13 protein-coding genes and 2 tRNA genes are annotated in these 17,495 nt (G+C 41.8%); 8 read left to right on the forward strand and 7 right to left on the reverse strand.

Annotation, left to right across the window (positions count from 1 at the left end; all coding sequences use genetic code 11):
* Positions 1-2: 2 nt before the first annotated feature.
* The 3 genes from AAEZ00_RS17870 to AAEZ00_RS17880 all read right to left on the reverse strand — a co-directional run bounded on the left by AAEZ00_RS17870 (position 3) and on the right by AAEZ00_RS17880 (position 3,690).
* Entirely contained in the window at positions 3-1,202 is a 1,200-nt protein-coding gene (locus AAEZ00_RS17870; RefSeq protein WP_351089307.1) for an efflux RND transporter periplasmic adaptor subunit, read from the reverse strand.
* Positions 1,203-1,655: 453 nt separating this feature from the next.
* Entirely contained in the window at positions 1,656-2,876 is a 1,221-nt protein-coding gene (gene srmB / locus AAEZ00_RS17875; RefSeq protein ID WP_101034265.1) for an ATP-dependent RNA helicase SrmB, read from the reverse strand.
* A 55-nt stretch (positions 2,877-2,931) separates the two neighbouring features.
* A complete protein-coding gene (locus AAEZ00_RS17880; RefSeq protein WP_124012395.1) occupies positions 2,932-3,690 on the reverse strand; it encodes a tRNA1(Val) (adenine(37)-N6)-methyltransferase in 759 nt (252 codons plus the stop codon).
* 477 nt (positions 3,691-4,167) lie between these two features.
* On the opposite strand from AAEZ00_RS17880, the gene brnQ reads away from it, so the two are divergent.
* The 4 genes from brnQ (at position 4,168) to recJ (ending at position 9,184) form a co-directional block, all read left to right on the forward strand.
* On the forward strand, positions 4,168-5,499 hold the full coding sequence (brnQ, locus tag AAEZ00_RS17885) for a branched-chain amino acid transport system II carrier protein (RefSeq protein ID WP_232772151.1): 1,332 nt from the start codon (positions 4,168-4,170) through the stop codon (positions 5,497-5,499).
* Between the two features lie 89 nt (positions 5,500-5,588).
* Complete coding sequence (gene xerD, locus AAEZ00_RS17890; RefSeq protein ID WP_124012394.1) at positions 5,589-6,494, forward strand: site-specific tyrosine recombinase XerD; 906 nt, start codon at positions 5,589-5,591, stop codon at positions 6,492-6,494.
* A 127-nt stretch (positions 6,495-6,621) separates the two neighbouring features.
* The gene (dsbC, locus tag AAEZ00_RS17895; RefSeq protein ID WP_101034268.1) at positions 6,622-7,344 is read left to right on the forward strand and encodes a bifunctional protein-disulfide isomerase/oxidoreductase DsbC; all 723 of its coding nucleotides are present in this window, start codon (positions 6,622-6,624) and stop codon (positions 7,342-7,344) included.
* A 115-nt stretch (positions 7,345-7,459) separates the two neighbouring features.
* Positions 7,460-9,184 carry a single-stranded-DNA-specific exonuclease RecJ gene (gene recJ, locus AAEZ00_RS17900; protein WP_124012393.1) on the forward strand — a complete coding sequence of 575 codons (1,725 nt, stop codon included), beginning with the start codon at positions 7,460-7,462 and terminating at the stop codon, positions 9,182-9,184.
* Between the two features lie 307 nt (positions 9,185-9,491).
* Here recJ and AAEZ00_RS17905 read toward each other — a convergent pair.
* The 3 genes from AAEZ00_RS17905 to AAEZ00_RS17915 form a co-directional block, all read right to left on the reverse strand.
* Positions 9,492-9,578 (reverse strand) — tRNA-Leu (locus tag AAEZ00_RS17905).
* Between the two features lie 58 nt (positions 9,579-9,636).
* Positions 9,637-9,712 (reverse strand) — tRNA-Phe (locus tag AAEZ00_RS17910).
* A gap of 329 nt (positions 9,713-10,041) precedes the next feature.
* Positions 10,042-10,803 carry an outer membrane protein assembly factor BamD gene (locus AAEZ00_RS17915; protein ID WP_101034270.1) on the reverse strand — a complete coding sequence of 254 codons (762 nt, stop codon included), beginning with the start codon at positions 10,801-10,803 and terminating at the stop codon, positions 10,042-10,044.
* Between the two features lie 134 nt (positions 10,804-10,937).
* Here AAEZ00_RS17915 and rluD point away from each other — a divergent pair, with 134 nt between their 5' ends.
* From rluD to clpB, 3 genes are all read left to right on the forward strand, one after another.
* Positions 10,938-11,912, forward strand: a complete 975-nt coding sequence (gene rluD, locus AAEZ00_RS17920; RefSeq protein WP_101034271.1) for a 23S rRNA pseudouridine(1911/1915/1917) synthase RluD — start codon at positions 10,938-10,940, stop codon at positions 11,910-11,912.
* Complete coding sequence (gene pgeF, locus AAEZ00_RS17925; RefSeq protein WP_124012392.1) at positions 11,912-12,640, forward strand: peptidoglycan editing factor PgeF; 729 nt, start codon at positions 11,912-11,914, stop codon at positions 12,638-12,640. Before rluD ends, pgeF begins: the two co-directional genes overlap by 1 nt.
* Before the next feature lie 154 nt (positions 12,641-12,794).
* Positions 12,795-15,368 (forward strand): ATP-dependent chaperone ClpB, encoded by a 2,574-nt coding sequence (gene clpB, locus AAEZ00_RS17930; protein ID WP_124012391.1) that lies wholly within the window; start codon positions 12,795-12,797, stop codon positions 15,366-15,368.
* Between the two features lie 62 nt (positions 15,369-15,430).
* On the opposite strand, the gene AAEZ00_RS17935 is transcribed toward clpB, so the two are convergent.
* A complete protein-coding gene (locus tag AAEZ00_RS17935) occupies positions 15,431-15,874 on the reverse strand; it encodes a DUF4124 domain-containing protein (protein WP_124012390.1) in 444 nt (147 codons plus the stop codon).
* A gap of 99 nt (positions 15,875-15,973) precedes the next feature.
* Here AAEZ00_RS17935 and pssA point away from each other — a divergent pair, with 99 nt between their 5' ends.
* Complete coding sequence (pssA, locus tag AAEZ00_RS17940) at positions 15,974-16,822, forward strand: CDP-diacylglycerol--serine O-phosphatidyltransferase (protein ID WP_351089309.1); 849 nt, start codon at positions 15,974-15,976, stop codon at positions 16,820-16,822.
* Positions 16,823-17,495: the final 673 nt, after the last annotated feature.

Consider the following 17,495-nt stretch of genomic DNA (forward strand, 5'->3'; position numbering starts at 1 on the left):
TCTTATTCACCTGCAGTCGTAGCGGCTTGGGCGTCAGTATCGACTGGAGCTGACTTGGTTTCTTCTCCGAGCACTTTAATGATCTGCCCAGAATTCAAACTATTAATGCTAGTCATGGATACTCGCTCATTTGCCTTGAAGCTGCCTTGAATATAAATGGTATCGGCATCTGAACGAATAACATTCACTGGGCGCATCTCGATAATATTGTCTGCACCAACAACGGCAACCTGACCATTTCGTACCACGTGACGTGGCAGTTTTACTACATTATTAACCGTGCGGCCTGTGATGACGGCGTTCACAAAGCTGCCATATTTTAAGGGTAATTGTCCTTCAGTTTTATTTTTGCGTAAATACGGATCATGTATTTCTGCGACTAGATACACCATGCGAGTTTGCTCGTCGATGACGTTTTCGCTGCGAACAATATTGCCTTGCCAAGTGACTTGTTTACCTGCCAGAAATGCGGTGAGTGTGACAGCGGTTTCAGGATTATCAACCGACTCTAAATACGCGAGATCTGCATTTGTTAATGGCAGTCTAATTTCAGCAATACTGGTGTTGTAGAGTTCACCTAAGTTAGTGCCCAAGGTTACGTACTGACCTAAGTCGACATTGCGTGCTTTGATAATGCCATCAAATGGGGCCCTAATTACTGTACGTGCTAAGTTGCGTTGTGCACGGGCTAATGCGGCTTGTGCATATTTGACGTTAGCTTGTTCTTTTTTTAGCTGTGGGATCCGTAATCCGAGCTCTGGTGGTAAACCGGTACCAAAATCTTTAAATTCAATTTTAGCGACTACACCACGGGCTTTTTCTTCATTCAATGCGGCGGTTGCTTGAGCAAGTGTCGCCTCTGCCTGTATTAGATCCGCTTCGTAATCAGAGGGTTCAATAATGGCAAGTTGTTGGCCTTGCTTTACGACACCGCCAGCAACAAAGTCTGCTGAAATGTTCAGTAAACGCCCTTGAACTTCGGTGACTAACTGGGTTTTATATTTGGGATTAACCACGCCGTATGACGGTAAGTTGAGCGACAAGGTTTGCGGCGTGATGGTTTGCACATCAATAATGGGCACGCTAATGGGTTCATCTTTTTGCTCGGGTGCTTCTTGTGTGCTGATAAGCAGCATGGCTGCGGCAACAAACACAGCAATGATAAGCAGTGGTGATGATCTTCTTAATATGGTTTTTATCATTTCTATTGCGTATCCATGCTGAAATAATGCTTTAGACAGTTAACTACGTTGGCTAACATGTTCATTCAAATTCATTTTATTACTCATAGCGTCTAAATTAACAGAGTATTACGTTTATCTAAATAGTTTGATGTAAATAAAATGTTTCATAAAGTTATGTTTTTTCTGATTTGGCGATAAACACTTAATAAACTGATTTTTTTTGCCATGTTTGAATAGAGATAAAATAATCCATTATATTTTATCTCTTATTAATTAGTAGGTTATATTAGATTATTCGGGTTAGTGTTTTTTGTGCACAAATTGACATTAGTTGACACTTTCTGGCTGTATTATGTCTATTTAATGATGCGATATAGTGCTTTGAGGATAAAAAAAGCGAATTACTGAGTAATTCGCTTTAATAATCGTTAGTCAAGGTATTCTAGGACGAGGTATAGCTAAACCTGTAGGTTACTTTTTCTTGTACTTTTTCGATGTCACTCTAGCCTCTTTTGCATTGGCTTTTTTCTTACCTGGGACCTTGGCTTCTTTGTGTTTAGGACGAAGTTCTTCAATCACGCGGCGTTTAAGCGGTAATTCAATGTATCGTTCAATTTTAGAAATAATACGCATATCGTGCGCTTCAACTAATGAAATCGCGGTTCCTTTAGCGCCAGCACGAGCGGTGCGGCCAATTCGATGAACATAGGCATCAGCAGAGCGGGGCATGTCAAAGTTGATGACATGGGTAATGTCATCAACATCAATTCCTCGAGCAGCAACATCTGTCGCCAATAGCACGTTGACTTCGCCCTTAGAAAAACGCCCCAGTGCTTGGAAGCGTTTTTTCTGTTCCATATCGCCACGCATAAATGCACAAGGGATATTCGCTTTTAGCAATAAGCCTTCTAAGCTGGCAACCATTTCGCGAGTTTTAACAAACACTATGGTGCGTTTAACGTTTTCTTGCTGAAGAATGTGGCATAACAACGCAAATTTATGTGCTTGATCATCGGCCAAATGCACCCACTGATGCACTTTGGCTTTTTCACTGCGTGGCGCTTCTACATCGACCACTACCGGATCGTTTAACAATTCGCGAGCGAAACGGTTAACCCCATTGCCTTCAAGTGTGGCAGAAAACAACATATTTTGTTTGCGGCCTTGAGCTTCAATGGCAATAGATTGCACTACTGACGAGAATCCCATATCAAGCATACGATCAGCTTCATCAATAATGAGAATCTCCACTTCAGTGGCATCAAATTTATCTTTATCTAAGTATTCCATTAATCGACCTGGGGTGGCGATCAATATATCAACATTGTCTGCAAGTGCTTCTTCTTGTGGGCCATATGGCACACCACCTGTAATGATGACGATATTAAGATCAAGCCCAGTGGCTAAATGACTTGCATAACGATGAATTTGACTGGCTAATTCACGCGTTGGCGTTAGCACCAAAATACGTGCTTGGCCTTCAAAACGCCGAGGGAAGTCGATTAAATGCTGTAATGCAGGCAGTAAAAAGCTAGCCGTTTTCCCTGTGCCGGTAGGCGCTCGCGCTAAAATATCCCGCTGGTCCATGGCCAATGGGATCGTTTGTTGTTGAATTGTGGTAGGGCTGTGATGTCCCATGGCCTTGAGTGACTCTAATAAGCTAGGGTCGAGCTGGAAATCTTCAAATTGCATGCACTTGGGTCTCGCTGAAAAATAGTTGAGTATTATAACTGACCTAATGAGCAGGCTAAAGCTTTAAGTAGAACTCGCGGCATAAATCTGCCATAGCTTGGCTGTATTGTCCGTGTTTGTCGCGGATCACCAGTTGTAGACATTGAGTTTCAATGGTGACCTTGTTATTGGTTTGTCGGGGATTAACCCTCATTGGGTCGTATTGTATTGCCAATAGTGCTCTATTGGGAGACTTTCCCTCAACACTAATAACATCAAGGTGTTTTATAACGAATAAACCATGAGCGTTAAGTTGTTGCCTAAAACGGGCTAAACTTTGTTGCGGTAGAATAATACTAGCCGTGCCTTGGGGAGCAAGTAATTGACCGATCACGTACTGTAACTCAGCGAAAGATAAGGTGTTGGTATGCCTTGCGTCGGCTCGTGCGCTATTTTTGGCCTGCAAACCCTGTTCAAAGTAAGGCGGGTTACAAATGATATGATCGAATAACGGTGCTGATATTTGATTATGTTGTTGTTGAAAATGCTGAATAGCACCTTGAAATAGCTGAATTTTCTCAGGCCAAGGGCTTTGTTGAATATTATATTGGCAGGCATTTGCTGCTGCACCGTCTAATTCTACAGCAGTAATACTGGCGTTATGAGGGCTGCGCTGTGCAGCCATCAGGCTTAGCAAGCCACTTCCTGCACCAATATCGAGAATGTTGCTAGATTGCGATAATTCAGCCCAAGCACCGAGTAAAACCCCATCTGTACTGACTGACATTCCACACTGTTTATCATCGATATGAAATTGCTTAAACGTAAAAGACATAGATAATAGAGTACTCTTTGGGCTGTATGAACGACTCAATAGGATCATAGCGGCTTTGGTTTTTACTGTCGCGGTTTAATTGCCAGCGCTTGTCATCGTTGATTTTTTGTAATGCTAAATTAACTTAAAAACAATAGATGTGCTGAATATGTACACAAGCCTTGCCACAAATCGCAACTAAATAGGTTTTTTTAATTGTTTGGAGTGCTGAAGCTTGAGTATTAAGGCGATATTTGATATTAGTCTGCACACTTTTTTACGCATTAAATTGAGTAAAAAGTCTAATTTAAGCTATTTTGGCTGGAACATGACACTGAAAATAGAACTAACAGCTCGTTTCCGTTGTTGTCTTAACAAATTGAGTATTTTTCAAGTGTATTTTTAACTTTACAAATCATTGTTGGTTCAGTTTAGCAGTAGCTAATGATGGTGTAATCAATTAGGTTTGTAAAAAATAACAACAAAGCGGAGTGAGTAGTGCAAACAACCAAAATGAGTGTAACGGATACGCTTGGGTTAGGATTTATGACCTTTGCGTTTTTTTTAGGGGCGGGTAACTTAATTTTCCCTCCTTTTGCTGGCATGCTTGCTGGCGAGAATATGTCTTTTGCGATGTTCGGTTTCTTAATTACTGCAGTGGGTATGCCGTTGATAGGCTTAATTGCGGTTGCCAAATCCAACGGTAAAGTGATGGCATTATTACCTGGATTTGCTGCAACGGCATTAGCCATTGCTATTTATATTATTATTGGCCCGGCATTTGCGGCCCCGCGTACCGCTCTGGTGGCGTTCGAAATTGGTGCAAGACCTTTTATCGGTAATCCTGATGCACTGATGATGTTAGGCGGTAAAGAATTCAATATTGCCCAACTTATTTATACTTTAGTGTTTTTCTCCGTGGTGATGTTTTTATCTTTATATCCAGGCCAATTACTGGACAGCGTAGGGAAAGTGCTTACGCCAGTATTAATTTTATTATTGGTGGGATTGGCCAGTTCAGTGATTATTATTCCTGGCGCAGAGGTGAGCCAACCCGTTGGTGATTACATTAATAGTCCATTAACGAAAGGGATTATTGAAGGTTATAATACCATGGACACCTTGGCATCTTTGATGTTTGGTATGTTAATCATCGATTTATTACGCAAAAAAGGTGTCAATGAAGCCGCTGATCAAACCAAGTATTTAATTCGTGCCGCCTTTATTGCTGCTGGTGGTCTAGCATTTGTGTATATTTCTTTGTTTTATCTTGGTGCTTCTGCGGGTGATTTTGCCATTGGCGCTGACAATGGCGGGCAAATTTTAACCAACTACGTCACGTATCACTTCGGTAATCTTGGTTCACTATTGTTATCGACCGTTGTCACCTTAGCCTGTTTAACCACGGCAGTCGGTTTAGTTACTGCGTGTGCTGAATTTTTTAATGAATTATTACCGCGCTTGTCGTATAAATTGTTGGTTGTCCTGCTAAGTGCAGTGTGTGCCACCGTTGCAAACGTTGGTTTAGCGCAATTAATTAGTGTGAGTATTCCGGTGTTAATGACGATTTACCCAGTCGCTATTGCATTAGTGTTGGTCACTTTCTTAACGGAGCGTTTTGCTCGACCTGAGTTTTCGCACCGAATAGTGCTAACTGTGGCACTTTTTTTCGGCATTTTCGATGGGTTACAAACCGCGGGGATGGACATGAGCTTCTTAGATTTTATGCCATTACATGCTGAGGGTATGGCTTGGTTGCTGCCTACGGCGTTGACCGCGATTGTGTGTTTGTTTTTACCCAAAAAGAGGCTTCAAAAAGTGCAGGCTTAAACGTTAAATAGGCCATAATAAACGGATCAATATAACGGCGTTATGATAGATTATCTAACGTCGTTTTTTATTATTTATTGGAAACTGCTTTGGCCAAACCTGCTTATCAACCCGATCCATTAATTAACCAGTTTGTTGATGACTTATGGTCAACTAACGGGTTAAGTGATAATACATTGGCATCCTATCGCACCGACATACAACATTTAGAACGTTATGTGTTGTCTCAGGGAAAAGACTTACTGCAAGTTGATCAAGCCGTGTTGCGCGACTACCTCGCAGAGCGTTTTGACAAACAATTTGCTAAAAGCAGTACCGCCAGATTACTCAGTAGTTTACGGCGTTTTTATGCTTACTTATTGGTAAAAAAGCAAATTAGCCAAGATCCGACCTCATTGATTAAGTCGCCTAAGTTAGTTCGTCAGTTGCCTGATACCTTGTCTGAGGCACAAATTGAGTGTTTATTATCTGAGCCTAATACCGACGATCCGATTGAATGTCGTGATAAAGCCATGTTGGAACTCTTGTATGCCACCGGGTTGCGCGTGACTGAATTAGTGAGCTTAACGATGGAGCAAATCAGTTTGCGTCAAGGTTTAGTCCGAGTGATGGGTAAAGGCGGCAAAGAACGTTTGGTTCCATTGGGTGAAGTGGCCATTACTGAGGTTGAACAGTATATTAAGTTTGCTCGTACTGAATTGTTAAATATGAAACAGTCCGATGTACTGTTTCCGTCACGTCGTGGGCAAATGATGACTCGGCAAACTTTCTGGCATCGAATTAAGTTGTATGCGGCAAGGTCTGGAATTGAGTGCCATTTATCACCGCATACGTTACGACATGCCTTTGCCACTCACTTATTAAATCACGGTGCTGACCTACGGGTTGTACAACTTTTGTTGGGACATAGTGATTTATCAACCACTCAAATATATACTCATGTGGCAAAAGTGCGTTTGCAGCAATTGCATAGCCAGCATCATCCGCGCGGTTGAGTGCGAGGTTGATCAAATCCTTACATTTAAGCCTGTGAGTTTAGTTGCGTTAGCTAAACTAAGCCTGTAAGTTTTATTGACAAAATCGGGTCTATTCACTTTGAACCCGTGTAATTTAGGAATTATCATGAAGTTAACCAAAACATTAGCCCTTGTTGCCAGCCTTGTTATCACTCCAATGGTGTCAGCTGCGTCTGATGTAGCCAACGAATCAGCATTAAAGCAAAAACTTACCGACACGCTAGGTGTCAACGTGATGACAATTCAGCAATCTCCCATCGACGGTTTATATCAAGTGCTGACCGACCGAGGTGTGTTATACGTCACCAAAGATGGCGCTAAGTTATTTCATGGTAATCTGTATGACATCGACAACGGCATGAAAAACTTAACCGAGGCAGCACTAGCCGGACCTCGTATCGCATTGCTCGAACCATTTGTAGATGAAATGTTGGTTTACAAAGCTAAAAATGAGAAGCATGTCGTCACTGTATTTACCGATGTCGACTGTGGTTATTGCCGTAAGCTACACAATCAAATGCAAGGCTATAATGATTTAGGTATTACGATTCGCTACTTAGCTTATCCGCGTGCAGGCATTCCTTCTGCAAATGCTGATGAGATGCAAGCCGTTTGGTGTGCTAAAGATCCTTTAAAAGCGATGACAGAAGCTAAAGCGGGTGGCAATGTTAAAGCCGCGAGTTGTGATATTGATATTGCGGCGCAATATAAGTTAGGTATGTCGTTTGGTGTTAACGGTACACCCGCACTGATTTTAGAAAATGGAACCATGGTGCCAGGTTATCAAGCTCCGGCAGAATTATTACGTACTATTGAATCAAACTTATAACGCCCACTTATAAATCAAAGTCGTATAGCCTGTGCTATAAACGTAAAATCAAGGTGAGCTTAGGCTCACCTTTTTGTTATGCTCCATTCTCTTATTGCCCGATTAAGGTTGCCTTTTGTCTCATAATATAGTCCGTCGCCCTCAGGTTGATGATAATCATTTACCCAGTTCTTTACCGCCATTACTGAAACAACTCTATGCCCGCCGTGGTGTTAATCAAGATAACTGTGAATTAGTGTTAAGTAAGTTATTGCGTCCCGAGACGATGAAAGGTCTAGCCGAGGCCGCAGTAGTGATCGCTGATGCGATTGTTGCACAGCAATCAATTTTGATTGTTGGCGATTTTGATGCTGATGGTGCGACCTCAACGAGTGTATGCATGCTGGCGTTAAACATGATGGGTGCTAAACGGCTTGATTACCTTATTCCAAATCGGTTTGATTATGGTTATGGTTTAAGTCCTGAAATTGTTGCGGTAGCCTACAAGAAGAGTGCCGATGTATTAATTACCGTTGATAATGGGATATCTTCCATTGAGGGGGTTGCGGCTGCCAAGTTACTGGGCATGACCGTCGTTGTGACAGATCATCATTTACCTGGTAATAGCTTGCCAAATGCTGATGTTATTGTAAATCCCAATCAGCCTGGTTGTCAGTTTGCCAGTAAGTCTATTGCCGGTGTTGGTGTGGCATTTTATCTGATGTCAGCTTTGCGAGCAGAATTAAGGCAACGTAATTGGTATCAACAGCAACAAATTACTGAGCCAAATCTGGCAACATTACTTGATATTGTCGCCTTGGGTACTGTCGCGGATGTGGTGTCGTTAGACACTAATAACCGTATTTTAGTCAATGCTGGTTTACAGCGTGTTAGAAGTGGCCGCTGTCGAGTTGGTATTACCGCGTTGCTAGAAGTCGCCAAACGCAGCCCTGCAAAGATGGTTGCTGCCGATTTTGGTTTTGCGGTTGGTCCCAGATTAAATGCTGCTGGCCGCCTAGATGAAATGGCGCTGGGGGTAGAAACCTTACTGTGTGAAGACATCATGTTGGCAAGAAGAATGGCTGCCGAACTGGATGGACTAAACCAAGAGCGGCGTGAACTTGAAACCGGCATGCAACAAGAGGCATTAAAGAGTTTATTGCAAGTGTCGCTTAATGAAGATGATTTACCCTGGGGCATCGCCATTTTTAAGGATGATTGGCATCAAGGCGTGATTGGTATTTTGGCATCACGGATTAAAGATCGCTATCATCGCCCTGTTATTGCCTTTGCTGATGCGGGGGATGGTCAAATAAAAGGTTCTGCCCGCTCGATTAAAGGACTGCATATGCGAGATTTACTCGAACGCATTAATAGTGGCTATCCTGGGATGATAACTAAGTTTGGTGGTCATGCGATGGCGGCAGGATTATCATTAAAAGCTGACGTATTTGAACAATTTAAACAAGCCTTTGATGATGCGGTAAGAGAAATATTGGATTATGAACAGCTGACCGGAGAGTTACTGTCAGACGGCGAGCTGTCAAGTGAGCTAATGACCCTTGATACTGCATTTATGTTACGTAATGCGGGACCGTGGGGACAGTCGTTTGAAGAGCCTTTATTTGATGGCATATTTAATGTTATCCAGCAGCGCATTGTCGGCGAGAAACATTTAAAGCTATTGTTAGAGACCCAATGTGGCAGTTCGATGTTAGACGGTATTGCCTTTAATGTGGATTTAGCAATATGGCCTGACGCAACCATTAAACATGCCCGAGTGGTCTATAAGCTTGATGTTAATGAGTTTAGAGGTAAACAAACCGTGCAGTTAATGGTGGATTATATTGAGCCGATGTAATTGCTTTTTTATGTGGTAGCGGATTGTTCTGGCGAGTTGAATGACTTGCCAGTGAAAAACGGTTTGATAGTACCTTGCGACATATTGATATTTAAGCGCTAACTTGCAACTGAGTTTTATGGCGAACTCACGGATCATTTACAGTGTGCTATTGCTGTAAGTTAGCTGCCGTAAGTGAAGAAGGGGTGATGTCGTACTATTTGAATAAACCAACATAGTTTGTCTTGGCATTTCGAAATGAGATAGACAATCAAAACAAAAAGGCCTCGCAATGCGAGGCCTTTTTGTTAAAACGGATAAAGTTATTTGGTACAGGTGAGAGGACTTGAACCTCCACGCCCTTACGAGCATCAGCACCTGAAGCTGACGTGTCTACCAATTCCACCACACCTGCAAAACATTATTGCAAAATAACTTTATTTTATTAGTCGCTGTAGCCACCAATATAAATATGGTGCCCGAACCCGGAATCGAACCAGGGACACGAGGATTTTCAATCCTCTGCTCTACCGACTGAGCTATTCGGGCGACGGACGCAATTTAAAGGGTTTTGACCTGCTGAGTCAACCTGTTTTTTTATATTTATATCAAAATTAGATTTGTTTGGATGTATTTTGGTCGTATCGAGTGTTATTCAGCCAAAGCACCATGGTGTAATAAATACTTCATTCCTATGATGGTTGCTAAGTTAAAAGGTGTTATGGTGCCTTTTTACTGGTGTGATAACAGCGCCAAGTAAAAAGAGTAAAATAAGTAGATATGAAATTTACTAATGCTGATGAGTCAGGTATAAAAAAACGCTCCGAGGAGCGTTTAATGCTAAATATTCGTTAACTGTCGTTGAGCTTCAATAATGACTAGTTAGTTAATATCTCATTATTTGGAAAATTTGCTTTCATCACAGCTTTAACGTTTTGTTGTAATTTTTCCTGACCTAACTCGTCATACGCTTTAGCCATTATCTCTAATGCTCTTTCAGTTAAAGGTGTTCCTGGGAACTTCTCCATGACTGATTGGGCACGAACTGCCGCTGCACTCCATGCGTTCATTTTGATATAATATTCTGCAACTTGAATAGAATATTTCGCTAAACGGTTCTTTAAGAACTGCATACGTTGTTGTGCATCAGCAGCATACTTGCTATTTGGGTACGATTTAATCAATCGGTCAAAATCTTTAAATGCATCTTGGGCATTTTTTGGGTCACGATCGGTACGATCAATATTCATTAAATCGTGAAATAAGTAATTATCTGCCTGCATATTGGTTAAACCACGCATATAATAGACGTAATCTATATTAGGATGCGTTGGATTGAGGCGTAAAAAGCGATCAATATTGGCAAGTCCTGAGGCTGCATCATCCATTTTGTAATACGCAAAAATCAAGTCTAATTGAACTTGAGTTTTGTGCGGACCAAATGGAAAACGAGAGTCCAATGCTTCAAGTGAACGGACGGCTTTAGAGTAATTACCTAATTCCATTGACGTTCGTGCTTGAGAATACAAGACGTCAGGTGATGCTTTACTGGCAACATCAACGTCTTCTGGACTGCTACTACAGGCTGTAATAGCCAGTGAAAGTAATACTAGTGCGGCAACTTTGGCAATTTTATGCATACTTGAATTCAATTCTTTTTAAGTTGTTGTTAAGATTTTTTCTATTTCACGGTAAAATCACGGTAAAATAGAAAACATCCGATTGTAACAGATAGCTCATTCACTTTGGACCCCAAAACTGGGGTACGGTTCCTATGACACAAGAGATTAATCTAAAAAGCGAGATCACAGCAACACAAACCGGTCTGAGGTTAGACCAAGCATTAGCTGGTTTGTTCCCTGACTACTCGCGCACACGCATCAAGGAATGGATCCTATCTGGTGCAATTACTATTGACGGTATCACAGTCGACAAGCCACGGGAAAAGGTTTTCGAAACTCAACAGATAGAAGTGACCGCGACTATCGAAGAAGAAGTGCGGGCAAAAGCGCAAGATATCGCCCTCAACATTATTTATGAAGATGATCATATTTTAGTGGTTAATAAGCAAGCTGGTTTGGTCGTCCATCCTGGTGCGGGTAATGCCGACGGTACATTGATGAACGCATTATTGCACCATTGTCCTGATATTGAGCATGTTCCAAGAGCTGGTATTGTCCACCGCTTAGATAAAGACACCACAGGGTTAATGGTTGTCGCTAAAACGGTTGAAGCACAAACCCATTTAGTTGCAGCTCTACAAGCTCGCGATATCGTTCGTGAATATGAAGCGATTGTATTAGGCACTATGACGGCGGGTGGTACGGTTGATGAGCCTATCGAACGTCATGCTACTCGTCGTACTCAAATGGCAGTGATCCATGGTGGTCGTCCATCGGTGACTCATTACCGTGTTGCAGAAAAGTTTCGTGCTCACACTCGTTTGCGTTTACGTTTAGAATCTGGTCGTACTCATCAAATTCGTGTTCATATGGCACATATTGGTCATGAGTTAGTGGGCGATCCGGTTTATGGTGGCCGTCCTCGTCCGCCTAAATCCGCTAGCCCAGAATTTTTTGAATTACTTAAAAGCTTTAAGCGCCAAGCTTTACACGCCGTGCGTTTAGAACTTGCTCATCCCTTCACCTGTGAGATCATGACTTGGCATGCGCCTATTCCTGATGACATGGTTGAGCTGACAAAAGCACTTCGAGTAGATACTGAGCTTCATCCGATAGTGTATTTATAATGCTCAAGCACGATTGGCCAATACCTGATAATGTCGCCATTGCGATGACTAATCGTTATGGCGGTGTCAGTTTAAGCCCTTTTGATAGTCTAAATTTAGGGCTCCATGTAGGTGATAAGCCTCAACATGTATTGGCTAATCGTGCCATTTTACGCCAACGATTGTCGTTGCCAGCTGAGCCAACTTGGCTCGAGCAAGTTCATGGTACTAACGTTGTTGATGTACAAACATTGATACCAGGTAGCGCTATAGCATTAGCGGATGGCAGTTACAGTAATCAGTTTGGCCATGTTTGCACGGTAATGACCGCCGATTGTTTACCCATATTGTTGTGCAATCAACAAGGCAGTGAAGTAGCCGCTGTTCATGCTGGATGGCGAGGTTTGTGTGAGGGCGTTATCGAGCAGGCATTGGCGATGTTTCATTCTCCACCGTCAAGTTTGATCGCATACTTAGGGCCTGCAATTGGCCCTTCTGCCTTTGAGGTTGGCAGTGAGGTGCGTGATGCTTTTATCAATAAAGACCCACAAGCTTCAATGCACTTTGTTGGCCACAACAGCAAGTATTTAGGCGATTTGGTCGGATTAGCAAGGTTGCGTTTGTCTGCAGCTGGTGTAATTCAAACCTATAGTGCTGATGTGTGTACCTTTACCGATCCTGATTACTTTTCTTATCGTCGCAACAAACAAACGGGTCGAATGGCTTCGCTAATCTGGCTTAAGGCCTAAATTTTGTTATGGCGCTCAAAAAAACAACAATTTTTTGATCTAGGTTATGTTTTAAGCTTGAATTTACATTAAATGCCCCCCATCTTTAAGTTAACAAATTATTCATTTCTGAATTAATTTCCCGTTATATTAGTATCAGATCCTAGGAGATTGTATGAGACTCGATCGTATGACTAATAAGTTTCAAATTGCCATTTCTGATGCCCAATCACTAGCATTGGGACGCGATCATCAATTTATTGAACCTCTTCATTTAATGATGGCGCTATTAAATCAAGATTCTGGTTCTATTCATTCTTTACTCACCCAAGCGGGTATTCGCGTAAGCGCACTTCGCTCAGCTATTAGTCAAGAGTTAGAGCGTTTACCGCAAGTTGAAGGTACTGGTGGTGATGTTCAGCTGTCACAGGGATTAATTCGTTTACTGAATCTGTGTGACAAACTGGCTCAAAAGCGTAAAGATAAATTCATTTCATCGGAATTGTTTGTCTTGGCCGGATTGGAAAATAATGATCCCCTTGCCAAAGCATTAAAAGACTCTGGTGCAAGTAAAGAATTAATGGAGAAAACCATCGAGGACATGCGTGGCGGACAGAAAGTCGATGATCCCAATGCTGAAGATCAACGCCAAGCATTGAAAAAATTTACCGTTGATTTAACTGAGCGCGCTGAGCAAGGTAAATTAGACCCTGTTATTGGTCGTGATGAAGAGATCCGTCGCACTATTCAAGTATTACAACGCCGCACTAAAAATAACCCAGTACTTATTGGTGAGCCAGGTGTGGGTAAAACCGCCATTGTTGAAGGGTTAGCGCAACGTATTATCAATGGTGAAGTCCCTGAAGGGATTAAAAATAAGCGGGTATTATCATTAGACATGGGCTCGTTAATTGCGGGAGCCAAATACCGCGGTGAGTTTGAGGAGCGTTTAAAAGCGGTCTTAAATGAGCTATCCCAAGAAGAAGGCCGAGTCATCTTATTCATTGATGAGTTACACACTATGGTGGGAGCCGGTAAAGGCGAGGGCGCGATGGATGCCGGTAATATGCTTAAACCCGCGTTGGCTCGTGGTGACTTGCATTGTGTCGGGGCCACAACACTCGATGAATACCGACAATATATTGAGAAAGATGCCGCACTAGAACGTCGCTTTCAAAAAGTGATTGTAGATGAGCCCAGTGTTGAAGACACGATTGCCATTTTACGTGGTTTAAAAGAGCGTTACGAATTACATCACCATGTTGAGATTACCGATCCTGCTATTGTGGCCGCCGCTACGATGTCGCATCGTTATATTTCAGATAGAAAATTGCCTGATAAAGCCATCGATTTAATTGATGAAGCAGCGTCTAGTATCAGGATGCAAATTGACTCTAAGCCAGAAGCGCTAGATCGATTAGAACGTCGTGCGATTCAGCTTAAGTTAGAAGAACAAGCGTTAAGTAAAGAGTCCGATGAAGCCAGTCGTAAACGTCTTGATTTTTTACAACATGAATTGAGAGATGTTGAAAGTAAAGCGGCTGAGATGAATGAAATTTGGCATACCGAAAAAGCCGCATTGGCAGGCACACAGCACATTAAGGCCGATCTCGAACAAGCGAGAATGGACTTGGAAGTGGCTCGACGCGCCGGTGACTTAACTCGAATGTCAGAATTGCAATATGGGCGTATTCCTGAGCTTGAAAAACAGTTGGATTTAGCATCACAAGCTGAAATGCAAGATATGACATTGCTGCGTAATAAAGTTACTGATGTTGAAATTGCTGAAGTGCTATCAAAAGCCACCGGTATTCCGGTGTCAAAAATGCTTGAAGGTGAACGAGAAAAACTGTTACACATGGAGGATGCACTCCACCAACGTGTCATCGGTCAAAATGAAGCCGTTGATGCAGTATCGAATGCTATTCGTCGTAGTCGTGCTGGTCTTGCCGATCCTCAACGTCCAATCGGTTCATTTTTATTCCTTGGACCGACAGGTGTCGGTAAAACTGAGCTGTGTAAGGCGTTAGCTAAATTTTTATTCGATAGCGAATCCGCTTTGGTACGTATCGACATGTCTGAGTTTATGGAAAAACACACTGTGTCGCGTCTAGTCGGGGCTCCTCCCGGTTATGTTGGCTATGAAGAAGGCGGATATTTAACCGAAACGGTACGTCGTAAACCTTACTCTGTCATTTTGTTAGACGAAGTTGAGAAGGCGCATCCGGATGTATTTAATGTATTACTGCAAGTGTTAGATGATGGTCGCTTAACCGATGGTCAAGGTAGAACGGTCGATTTTAAAAACACTGTGATTATTATGACCTCAAACCTTGGGTCAGATATTATCCAAGAGGGCTTTGGTCATACGACATATGAGGAGATGAAAGCCGGGGTTATGAATGTTGTGACGCAAAGTTTCCGTCCCGAGTTTTTAAATCGAATCGATGAGTCTGTGGTATTCCATCCCTTAGACGCTGCAAACATCAAGCATATTGCCAGTATTCAATTTGAGTTGCTGCGCAAACGTTTGATTGAAAAGGAGTTCGATATTGAATTGTCTGATGCGGCATTATCATTAATCGCTGAAGCTGGATTCGATCCTGTTTATGGTGCAAGGCCGTTAAAACGAGCATTACAACAAGAAGTAGAGAATCCATTAGCTCAAAAATTACTTCGGGGTCAATTGCTACCGGGTAAAATGATTAAAGTCATAGTGGAAGATGGCAAGCTAGCATTTATTCAATAATGTTATTGAGAATTATTAGATGACATCGGCATAAAAAAGGGAGCATCAGCTCCCTTTTTCTATTATTTACTCTGACAAAATAAGCTAACTCGTTCGGTATTTTCAGCAATTGCAGCTTGCCTTTGCTCTTCTGTCATTACGACCGACTCGCCAGTATCTTTATTTTGCTGATTTAATTTGCTGTGACTCTTTAACACATTAAGGCTGTGCTTAGCACTTTCACAGATATCTTTGGCCTGTTGCTTATCTTTTTCATTAATGATTTTTGCCGATCGTTCTAATTCAGACTCCACTTTAGTTGAGACCTTTTTTTGTGGGGTGTGAGTTCCAATTTTCGATGGTTCTATATCTTCACTATAAATCTTGCGAGCATCTACACTCAAGGGTTGTTGCTGGCTGTAATGTACAACACCAGCAGTATCGACCCAAGTGTAAATCGCCGCCGCTAGTGTGGATGTACTAAATGCTAACGTGGCCAAACCAATCACTATCCGCATAATTCTCATGTGAGTATCCTAGAGCTAATTGACGTTATGCTTGAATGTTTCAAAATATGCTATCTTTGAGTATAAATTCAACATCTAAAACGGTAATGATTGAAGTGTATGCAAAAATCGCCTGATCACCCAGTAAAAAATAAAGGTATTTACCTATTACCTAACTTATTTACAACAGCAGGATTGTTTTCTGGTTTCTATGCTGTCATTTCATCAATGAACGGCCACTTTGAGTCTGCTGCAATTGCTATCTTTATTGCCATGATTTGTGATGGACTTGATGGCAGAGTCGCAAGGCTTACCAATACACAAAGTGATTTCGGAGCTGAATATGACAGTATGGCCGATATGGTTTCATTTGGCATGGCGCCAGCCATTCTTGCCTACAACTGGGCCCTGCAGGATTTAGGTAAAATCGGCTGGTTAGCTGCATTTATCTATTGTGCATGTGCAGCATTAAGATTAGCTCGATTTAACACTCAAGTGGGTGTGGCGGATAAACGATTTTTTCAAGGGCTTGCAAGTCCTGCAGCTGCTGCATTAATTGCTGGGAGTATTTGGAGCGGCACTAAATATGAAGTCGACCCTACAGATATTAGCTATATAGTGGCAATCATCACTGCGTTAACGGGTTTACTGATGGTGAGTAATTTCCGTTATCATTCCTTTAAGGAAGTAGACTGGCGGGGGAAAGTGAATTTCATTGTTATGTTATTGCTGGTAGGGGTCTTCGTTATTATCTCTGTAGAACCTGCAATCATACTTTGTCTTGGTTTCTATATATATGCACTCTCTGGACCCGTGATCACTATCAAAACGATTAAGAAGCTAAAAGTAGAACACATAATGGGTGATGAACCGATAAGCAAAAAAAACACTCAGTCTGATAACCATAGCCATTCATCTTCCCATTCAGCACCAACTGATAAAGTACAACAAAAAGATGATGTCCAATAAGACCTGCTATTAATGGAGCCTCATTGCTTTAAGCTCTGTTAAGTCCACCTCTAACTTCCAACTAGTCTTCTTTGATTGCTTAATGATGCCTACTTAGCAGTAGGCATCTTTCATTTTAATATGATCTAATCGCCATTTGTGTTTTCATTCAGCAAATTTGTACTATAGTTAGTTTCCCTTTTATTGTTTCTTGTATGAGTAAACAAACAAGAACAAACAATAAAAGGACTAATTAAGTTATGAATTGATAGGTTTTGATGTGATTTTAATCGTTTTAACATCGCTTTGTTTGAATTGTGTTCGGTTAGGCGTTGTTTTGATAAATCCATTGAAAAAGGGCTTGCGCTAAATCTTGTATTGCCTATAATGCGCATCCACTGACACGGCAGACAGCGAAAGCAGTCACCGAGTTAGGTTGAATTAAGTGGTTCAAAACACTGAGTTCAAGGCGAAAAGAAAGTTTGAAAAAACACTTGACGCGAAACGGGAAATGCGTAAAATACGCACCCCAAGCCAACGACCTAGCGTCAACGGCCGCTGAATGAAAAATCGAAAGATGTTCATGTTAGCAACGTTCTTTAACAATCTAAACAAGAAATCTGTGTGGACATTCACAGGTATTGAGTTATTCGAAATTGTCTTCTGTTCTTCGGAATGTTGGCAATCAAAAAAT

This window comes from Shewanella sp. S1-49-MNA-CIBAN-0167 (genome assembly GCF_040310145.1).
In the GTDB taxonomy this organism is placed as follows: Bacteria; Pseudomonadota; Gammaproteobacteria; order Enterobacterales; family Shewanellaceae; genus Shewanella; species Shewanella psychromarinicola.